General features: G+C 41.7%; 6 protein-coding genes. 1 reads left to right on the forward strand and 5 read right to left on the reverse strand.

The genetic code is table 11. The annotated features are described in order from the left end of the window. Positions 1–104: 104 nt before the first annotated feature. The 5 genes from Q0K96_RS14530 to Q0K96_RS14550 all read right to left on the reverse strand — a co-directional run bounded on the left by Q0K96_RS14530 (position 105) and on the right by Q0K96_RS14550 (position 7,174). Positions 105–974, reverse strand: coding sequence for a class I SAM-dependent methyltransferase (locus tag Q0K96_RS14530; RefSeq protein WP_297334705.1), 870 nt, complete (start codon positions 972–974; stop codon positions 105–107). After that, complete coding sequence (locus Q0K96_RS14535) at positions 974–1,450, reverse strand: hypothetical protein (RefSeq protein WP_297334706.1); 477 nt, start codon at positions 1,448–1,450, stop codon at positions 974–976. Before Q0K96_RS14535 ends, Q0K96_RS14530 begins: the two co-directional genes overlap by 1 nt. A gap of 35 nt (positions 1,451–1,485) precedes the next feature. Beyond that, complete coding sequence (gene mnmG, locus Q0K96_RS14540) at positions 1,486–3,357, reverse strand: tRNA uridine-5-carboxymethylaminomethyl(34) synthesis enzyme MnmG (RefSeq protein WP_297334707.1); 1,872 nt, start codon at positions 3,355–3,357, stop codon at positions 1,486–1,488. A gap of 96 nt (positions 3,358–3,453) precedes the next feature. Beyond that, a complete protein-coding gene (ybeY, locus tag Q0K96_RS14545) occupies positions 3,454–3,873 on the reverse strand; it encodes an rRNA maturation RNase YbeY (RefSeq protein ID WP_297334708.1) in 420 nt (139 codons plus the stop codon). Then, positions 3,866–7,174, reverse strand: coding sequence for a DUF4175 family protein (locus Q0K96_RS14550; RefSeq protein ID WP_363317256.1), 3,309 nt, complete (start codon positions 7,172–7,174; stop codon positions 3,866–3,868). Before Q0K96_RS14550 ends, ybeY begins: the two co-directional genes overlap by 8 nt. A gap of 192 nt (positions 7,175–7,366) precedes the next feature. Here Q0K96_RS14550 and gltX point away from each other — a divergent pair, with 192 nt between their 5' ends. Beyond that, positions 7,367–8,881, forward strand: coding sequence for a glutamate--tRNA ligase (gene gltX / locus Q0K96_RS14555; RefSeq protein WP_297334710.1), 1,515 nt, complete (start codon positions 7,367–7,369; stop codon positions 8,879–8,881). The last annotated feature ends 178 nt before the right edge of the window (positions 8,882–9,059 follow it).

The raw sequence follows: 9,059 nt of genomic DNA on the forward strand, positions 1-9,059 counted from the left end.
TTACATTATAATTCAAGTCGATAAATTTCAGCTTCTTTATTTCATGTATAAGGCATTTTTATATTCTGGCAAGGATAAATTATCGCCAGCCGCATGAAATCTCCTTAAATCGCTTTATTTTGCGTTTTAGCCATTTTTATGACATAAATATGCGATGAATATTCTTTTGTACGTGCTGCTTTGGTATTAGATTGTAAACCAACCCAGAAACCTTTAATAAAATTCATCTTTCCGGTTTTATATTTTTCAGATAGCAGGGAAACATAAAAACTGTCAAAAATCATAGGAAGCACTTTAACCACTTCCATGCCATGTGCCATAAAAAGTTTCTGCACAGCTGTCTTACTGAAATGCCATAAGTGCCTCGGCACATCATAAGCGGCCCAATGCGCCCCATAATGCTGCGCATCATAACTTTTAAAATTAGGCACGGCTATTACTATAACGCCATCGGGTTTTACAATCCGTTTTAATTCGGCTATCTGCTTTTGCACATCCGGCACGTGCTCCAGCACATGCCACATGGTTATAGCATCAAAACTATTATCAGTAAGTGCCGCCAAATCTTCAGTAAAAACTACTCCTTTTTGTTTTGCTATGCTCTTTGCTTTTTCGCTTGGCTCTATTCCGGTAATACTCCAGCCTGCATTTTTTGCAGCAACCAAAAAGTCGCCCGTACCCGAACCTATATCCAACAGATTTCCTTTGCCGGGTTTAAAACCGGTAACAAGGTTAACTTTATCTTTAAGTGCTTTCTGCTTTATAACATGGTACAGCTTTTCAAATAAAGTGCGTTTGCCATCGGTGTGCGAAATATAATCTTCACTTTCATAGTACCTACCCAGATTTTCTGCCGAAGGTTGTGGATGGGTTTTTAAAAGCTGAAGTTCTTCATCAAGCAGCAGCCTGAACTCTTCGCCGGAAACAGAGAAATCTTTTACTGTCAGGTAAACAGGTGCATTAGTAAAATCCATTAACTTTTCAGGTATTCGTCTTTAAGTTGTTTCAGGTAGTTTATGGCAATATTCCGGAAAAGGGAATCATCTGCCAGGCAGTCTTCGTTTGAAGATGAAATCATCGACATAGCCAGGAAATCAGCATTTGATATTACATTGGCTTCGGTCTCTACAGTGCTTATCATAAACTGTGATGTATCATAATACTTTTGTATCTCATCATTTTCATAAACAAAAACCTTATAGCGGTTTCCGTTTAAGGTTACCCAATATTCTATATCGTGGTAATCGCCTAAATTATATTTTGCTGCCACAAAATAGTGAAATGGTATTTTGGTCTTGTCGTTTTCAAAAAGAAAAATAGTCAGCCCTTTTTCGCGGCCTAAAATTTCTTTCCCTTTCGGCAAAAGTATGTAATCATTTATCGGAATAGAAGCACGTGGTACCGCACAGCCCACAGCCGTTAAAAATAAAAGCACTAAAAACCCTCTCATCAGAAGGTTTTTGGTTATACGTTCCACGTGAAACATCATCGTCCCATATGTATTAAAAGCACCGAAACATCGCTTGGCGATACACCGCTTATACGCGATGCCTGCGAAATGGTAACGGGGCGAATTTTTTTCATCTTCTCACGCGCCTCATACGAAAGCGACTTCACTTTGTCATAATCAAAATGCTCGGGTATTTTTACATCTTCAAGCCTGTTGAGCTTATCGGCATTATTTTTTTCCTTCTCAATGTAGCCTGAATATTTAACCTGAACTTCCGCCTGCTCTATTATTTCCCTGTCAAGGTTATGTTCAGCAATATATTCTTTAACCTTATCAAATTTTAGAATATCCTCAAGTTCTATCTGCGGACGAGAGAATACCTTAAACATACGGTCGGGTTGTGATATTGGCGCCGACTCTTTCGATTCCAGTATCGGGTTAGCCTCAGCAACCGATACACTTGTTTCGCGGAAGAAATGGATCATGGCATCGCTGGCATCACGTTTATATTCCATCCTACGCATGCGTTCTTCTTTGGCAAGCCCAATTTCATAGGACAGCGGCGTAAGCCTGAAATCCGCATTATCCTGGCGCAGCAATGTGCGGTATTCTGCACGCGATGTAAACATCCTGTATGGCTCCTCAGTACCTTTGGTTATAAGATCGTCTATCAACACGCCTATATAGGCTTCATTACGTTTCAGGATTAACGGGTCTTTACCATGCACTTTTAAGTGGGCGTTTATACCCGCCATTAAACCCTGAGACGCGGCTTCTTCATAACCGGTAGTACCGTTAATTTGTCCTGCAAAATAAAGCCCTTCCACAATTTTGGTCTCTAAAGTGTGCTTTAGCTGTGTAGGAGGGAAATAATCATACTCTATAGCATAGCCGGGACGGAAGAATTTTACATTTTCAAACCCTGCAACCGAACGCAGCGCACTAAACTGGACATCTTCCGGCAATGACGTAGAGAATCCGTTTACATAAACCTCAACCGTATTCCAGCCTTCAGGCTCTACAAAAATCTGGTGCCTGTCCTTGTCGGCAAATCGGTTTATTTTATCTTCTATAGACGGGCAATAGCGTGGGCCGAGGCTTTTAATACGACCATTGAACATAGGCGAACGGTCAAAACCTTCCCTTAGCTTTTCGTGTACTTCACCTGATGTATGCGTCATCCAGCAGGAACGCTGGTGCTGTAAAGGTTTACTTGTTTCGAGGTAGGAAAACTTATCCGGGTTATCATCACCCGGCTGCTCTGTCATTTTGCTGTAGTCTAACGACCGTCCGTCAACACGTGGGGGTGTTCCTGTTTTCATGCGCCCGGCTTCAAAGCCTGCACGCACAAGATCTTCGGTAATACCATAAGAAGCACTCTCTCCTGCCCTGCCGCCGCCAAACTGCTTTTCGCCGATATGGATTAAACCGTTAAGGAAAGTACCGTTAGTAAGTACTACGCTTTTTGCTTTTATGGTTATCCCCAAAGAGGTTTTTATACCGGTAACCCTTCCGTTTTCTATCAGGATACCGCTTACCATTTCCTGATAAAAATCAAGGTTTGGTGTCTGCTCCAGCATAAGGCGCCACTCTTCTGCAAAACGCATGCGGTCGCTTTGTGCGCGCGGGCTCCACATGGCAGGCCCTTTCGACTTGTTCAGCATTTTAAACTGTATGGCGGTCTTATCGGTAACAATACCCGAATAACCACCAAGCGCATCTATTTCGCGTACTATTTGCCCTTTTGCAATACCACCCATAGCAGGGTTGCAGGACATTTGGGCTATATTTTGCAGGCTCATAGTAACCAGCAATGTTTTACTGCCCATATTAGCAGCAGCAGCAGCAGCCTCGCTCCCGGCGTGGCCTGCACCAACTACTATAACATCATAAACATCATGAAACATTGTTTCTCCTTCTTCTTAATACTGTTCCACGTGGAACAGTATGTGTATAATAATTAACTTGTGTTCCACGTGGAACATTTGGTATTTTAATCTAAACTAAGGTTCCACGTGGAACATTGCTATTTTTTCATTCTCCTTGTCACGCATCAAAGCCGAATCATCTTCTGATTTGTCTTTATATCCGCAATAGTGTAATATGCCGTGCGCCATAACACGCTTTAATTCTTCTTCAAAAGGCACGCTATAATCTACAGCGTTATCTTTAACACGTTCAACCGAAATAAAGATATCACCACTAATCAGGTTACCCATTGTATAATCAAAGCTGATGATATCGGTAAGCGTATCGTGGTTTAAAAATTCTATATTCTTTTGCAACAGGTATTCATCATCACAAAAAATATAGTTAATCTCCCCTTCTGTCTTATCTTCCGATTCTATCACCTCAGTAATCCAGTCTTCAAAAGCCTGCTCATTGCTGAGCGTAAAATCGGTTTCATAGTTAAAGCTAATCATCTTTCCTGAAATATTTCTGAACCTTTTGGTTGTAATTCGGGCGCAAAGGTAAGCTTTGGCGGTTTAATATTTCAACGCTGTTTAAATATTCTTTTAATGCCTCCGGCAATTCATTTGCACTGCCGTTATATTCTTTTTTGTTGGTTTGCGACTGCCTTTTGCTTTCTTCGCCCTGCTGCTGCATGGCTTTATCGAGCTTTAAAAGCTCATGCTTCAGGTTTTGCATGCGCTGCAATGTTTCATTACGGAAGCCTTTATTAAGTAATTGCTTTTCTATCTCTTTCATCTGTCTTAGGGCATTTTGGCCTGAACCGCCCATGCCTTCTTTCTCTAATGCTTTTTGCAATGCTTCCCGAAGCTGTTGTTGCTCTTTATATATTTCGAGAAGCCTTCCTGCTTCACCTTCGCTTTGGCCATCGCCTTCTCCTTCTCCACCCTGTCCTTCACCTTTTGGTTCGCCCTGCTCACCGGGTTTGCCTTCTCCCTGCTGCTTGCCTTTTTCCATTCCTTTCTTCATCTTTTCAGAAAGGCCCTGCTGCTTTTGGATGATATCCGGTAACTGCATACCCTGCCCTTCGCCGGGTTTACTTTGCCCCATACCTGAACCCTGCAACTGCATTTGCATACTGTTAAGCATATCACTCAGCATATCGGCAAGTTTGTTGGCAGATGTAACCGCATACTGCTGGCTTGACACGCCCCTTGATACCAGATTTTCGGCAAGGTCTTCGGTTGCCTTATCCATGTAGTAATGTACATTACCTACTTCGGTAGTTATCTCTTCGGTTATTCGCGGATTGCGCAATGACATAGCAAAGATACTATCATCTACGTGGCGGAACTGTTGTTTAAGATCCTGCTGCTTTTTGAGGTATTTACTGAATGAAGCCGAACTGGTTGTCATACCCCTGAACTGCTTCATTACATCTTCCTGAGAAAACGAATAAGCAAGCAGGTTATCCAATATCTGGCGCAGCATTTTTACATCTTCATTCAGCATTTCCATGTCGCCCTGCATCATCATCTGCATCATGTTGCCGCCCATCTTTTTCATCTTCTGCCCGGCAGACTTCTGTTTTTGCTTAGCCGCATCTTTTTTCTGCTGGTCCAGTTGTTCTTTGGCTTTATCCATATCCTGCTCTATGCTCTGCTCCTCCTGCTTATCAGTAGGCAGTTCCATAGGCTTTTTAAGTTCTTCATTTTCCTTCTCAAGCTCACGCATCTCTTCCTGCAGCTTATCAAACTCTTTGTTTATCTCTTCCTGCTTTTGCGAATTGTTCTCTTTACTATCGGCAAGCTTCTCCTGTTTTTCACCAAGCTTTTGCAGCTTCTCCGCAACCTGTTCTGCTTTCTTTTCTACATAAAAGCGTTTGGTAAGCTCTACAAGCTGCTCCAGGTTTTTAGTCTGGTTTTTGGCTTTCTGCTTAAACTGGTCTATCTTTTCAAAAAGCTCTTCTTCTTTAATCTTATCCGTTAGGTTCTTTAATTCATCGAGCAGCTTTTTGTTTTTCTCCGCTTCTTTTTCATTCTTTTCGAGGCGCTTCATCAGCTCTTCTTTCATTTCATCTTTCTTTTCCGGATTAAACTGCTCAAGGTTTTCCTCCAGCTTTTTAGAGAATTCCTTCATCATTTCTTCCTGCTGCTTTTGCCTGTTGATGAAATCATCTATCTTTTTGCGGTCGTTAAAATTAAGCTCGGTCTTTTCCTTACCCAGTTTACGCAGGTTATCCATTTCAGATATCTGCTTGTCCTGGCTCTTAATAGACTTTTCTAAACTGTTGATGTTGCTGTTTTGTTCCTGTAAGGCTTTTTCGTCTTTCTCTTCGGCAGTAAGCTCCCTGTGCGAAAAAACTGAGGACTTAGTGCTTTTATAATTATTCACAGCATCGTTATCAAATATCTCAAAATAATATTCATAGTTAATGCCCGGTTTTATGCTAAGGCCGTCAGGAAACGTGTAAACAAACCTGTCATAAGTATCTTTTTGTACGGGTAATGATGCCTTTTTAGCACTATCAGGCTTATCCTGAGGGTAATATACTATCTGTAAGCGGGTAAGGCCGTAATCATCAGAAACTTGTCCGACCAAAACCTCACGCTTAAGTTGCAGGCTATCAGGTGCATTAGCCACACTGATTACAGGATATTGGTCTTTTATGGTAGTAATCTGATACTGTAGCTTTTCATGGTGCTTAATATTGCTGTTACTTGTCAGTATCTGGTATTCCGTATTGCCTAATATACTTTTAGAAAATGTAAAGCCGGCATCATTTTGCTTAAATGCAGCAGTATTGCTCCCTGTAACAAATTCAATACCTGATGTGGCAAGCGCTTCTACACGCCATGTTACAGTAGTACCCTCGGGCACAACCGCATTACCTGTTCCACGCACAACATCATTTGCTTTGCGCAGGTAACCCGGGTAGTTAAGCACCATCTCAAAATTAGCAATAGTGGGCACCGCCACAACATTAAGTTGATAGGGTTGCGAAACCACTTCGTTGGCCTTTAGCTGAAAACTAACGTTACCCGATGGTTTGGTAAACCTGTATTGGAAGACACCCGGTTTAACGCTTTCCAGATAATAGCTTTCATCACCTATGGTTATCATAGCATTTTCCGGCACAACATTGCCCTGCGTCTTAACTTCGAGTATAAAATCGGTATCCTGTTGTGCGGTAAGGTTTTTATTCAGCACCACAAATTCAAATGGTGCCGGCGGAGTATAATGTCTGTCATAATGCACAACCCTGTCAAAGCTCTGGGTAATGATGCCGCTGTTACCGCTAATCATAAAAAACAGTATCAGCAATAATGGTATAGCCGCATAAGGCAGGTACTTAATGTTCTTTTTAAAATTAACCGCATTGGTAAACGGTATAGGTTGCAGGCTGTTTGCCTTCTGCTCTATAGATGCTGCCAAAAGTTCTGACTGGGCACTCTGCCCGCTTAGCTGTAAAAAGTTGGTAAGCTTATCTGATACTTCGGCAAAGTGGCTGCCTATAATGGCAGATGCCTCTGTATAGCCTATCCCCTTTTGCAGCCTGAACAGTTTAAACAACGGGAACAGTATAAAACGCAGCAGCAGGAAAACCTCTACCGCTATAAAAATCCAGAATAGAACCGTGCGCCCGTTTTGGGGCAGCCAAAGGAAATATTCTATCAGCAGTGTTACAATAAAATAAAGCAGGCCAAGCCCAACAAAGAAGATACTGCCACGAATAAGTTCGTTGGTATAGTACTTCTTTATAAAGGCTTCCAGCTTTTGGTATATAATGCTTTTTGTCTCCAAATTACTCACAATTGTTAATAACCGATAAAATTACAATTTATATTTAATTAGTAAACGTTAAAAACAGTTTTGTATGATTTGGCAACTGTTAATTAAAGTGGCTGATACTAAACAGTTTGTAATTAGCTTATAAATATCTGCCGTAAACACTTACAGCAGAATAAATGAGAATTGTATCTTTGCAGGCAAAACTTATTAACAATGCAAAAACAAGTACGGGTGCGTTTTGCACCAAGCCCTACCGGGCCGCTGCACATAGGGGGTGTTCGCACTGCCCTGTTTAATTACTTATTTGCCAAGAAACACAATGGTGTTTTTTACCTTAGGATTGAAGATACCGACCAAAACCGATATGTTCCCGGTGCAGAGGAATATATTGTAGAAGCACTGAACTGGTGCGGGATACCCTTTGACGAAGGTATTGGTAAAGAAGGCAAGTATGGCCCGTACCGCCAAAGCGAACGTAAAAATATTTATAAAAAATATGCCCGGGATCTTATAGACAGCGGCTGGGCGTATTATGCTTTTGATACTGCCGATGCGCTTGATGCACTGCGAAAGGAAGAGGAAGCCAATGGCAAAACATTTATATACAACCACAGCAACCGAGGCAGCCTTGATAATTCTTTGCACATAACACCTGAAGAAACACAAAAGCGTATAGAGAATGGTGAGGAATATGTAATACGCTTTAAGATTCCTGTGGGTGAAACGCTTTTTCTTAAAGACATGATTAGGGGCGATATTAAATTTGATACCAGCCTGCTTGATGATAAAGTATTGTTTAAAAGCGATGGTATGCCTACCTACCACCTTGCCAATATAGTAGATGACCATTTAATGGAAACCACCCACGTTATCCGTGGAGAAGAGTGGCTGCCATCGTTACCGCTGCACGTGCTGCTGTACAGGGCTTTTGGCTGGGATACGCCTGAATTCGCCCACCTGCCGCTTATATTAAAGCCGGTTGGTAATGGTAAGCTAAGCAAGCGTGACGGGGACAAATTAGGTTTCCCAGTATTTCCGCTGGAGTGGAAAGATCAGGCTACTGGAACAGTATCTGCCGGTTACAGGGAACAGGGTTACTTGCCTGAAGCAGTAATAAACTTTTTGGCATTACTGGGCTGGAATCCGGGTAACGACCAGGAACTTTTTACACTTGATGAGCTGATACAGCTTTTTGATGTAGAGCGCGTGCACAAAGCCGGCGCTAAGTTTGACCCGGAGAAGAATAAGTGGTTTAACCACCAGTACTTCCAGAGGCAGGATAATGAAACACTGGCCAAACAGTTTGCCCAGGAACTTTTGGAAAAAGGTATTAACAAACCAATTGAAGATGTAACTAAAATTGTAGGGCTGGTAAAGGACCGGGCCACATTTGCGTATGAACTGTGGAGCCTTAGCAACTACTTTTTTGAAGCCCCTGCAATATATGATGAAAAAGCGGTAGCCAAACAATGGAAGCCGGATACGGCTGCTATTATGGAAGAGTTAAGCGATGTATTGTATAACACGCTTGATTTCTCTTCTGCAAATACAGAAGCCGTTACAAAGGCCTGGATTGAAGAAAAAGGGTTGGGTATGGGTAAGGTAATGCCTCCGTTGCGTTTGTGCCTTGTAGGCGAATTAAAAGGCCCTCACCTGTTCGATATAATGGAGATAATAGGTAAAGAAGAAACCGTAAAGAGGATTAAAAAGGCATCTTCTGCCCTGTAAATAAATTACAACTTAGAATAAAAGCCTGCCTTTAAAGGGCGGGCTTTTCATTTTCGGGAAAGCATGGTAATCATTTTCTTTCATTACATGCCTATTTATTGTCAGGATTTGCAAAATTAACAGTAGTAATACAGATAATCCAAATTATAATTTGACTATTACATTCAGTTTTAAATAT

Source organism: Flavobacterium sp. (assembly GCF_024305175.1).
GTDB lineage: Bacteria > Bacteroidota > Bacteroidia > Flavobacteriales > Flavobacteriaceae > Flavobacterium.

What these genes read in the sequence shown, in the direction of transcription:
- mnmG (WP_297334707.1), bottom strand. Translation starts at nt 3,357, where the DNA reads ATGTTTCATGATGTTTATGATGTTATAGTAGTTGGTGCAGGCCACGCC.
- Q0K96_RS14535 (WP_297334706.1), bottom strand. Translation starts at nt 1,450, where the DNA reads ATGAGAGGGTTTTTAGTGCTTTTATTTTTAACGGCTGTGGGCTGTGCG.
- ybeY (WP_297334708.1), bottom strand. Translation starts at nt 3,873, where the DNA reads ATGATTAGCTTTAACTATGAAACCGATTTTACGCTCAGCAATGAGCAG.
- gltX (WP_297334710.1), top strand. Translation starts at nt 7,367, where the DNA reads ATGCAAAAACAAGTACGGGTGCGTTTTGCACCAAGCCCTACCGGGCCG.
- Q0K96_RS14530 (WP_297334705.1), bottom strand. Translation starts at nt 974, where the DNA reads ATGGATTTTACTAATGCACCTGTTTACCTGACAGTAAAAGATTTCTCT.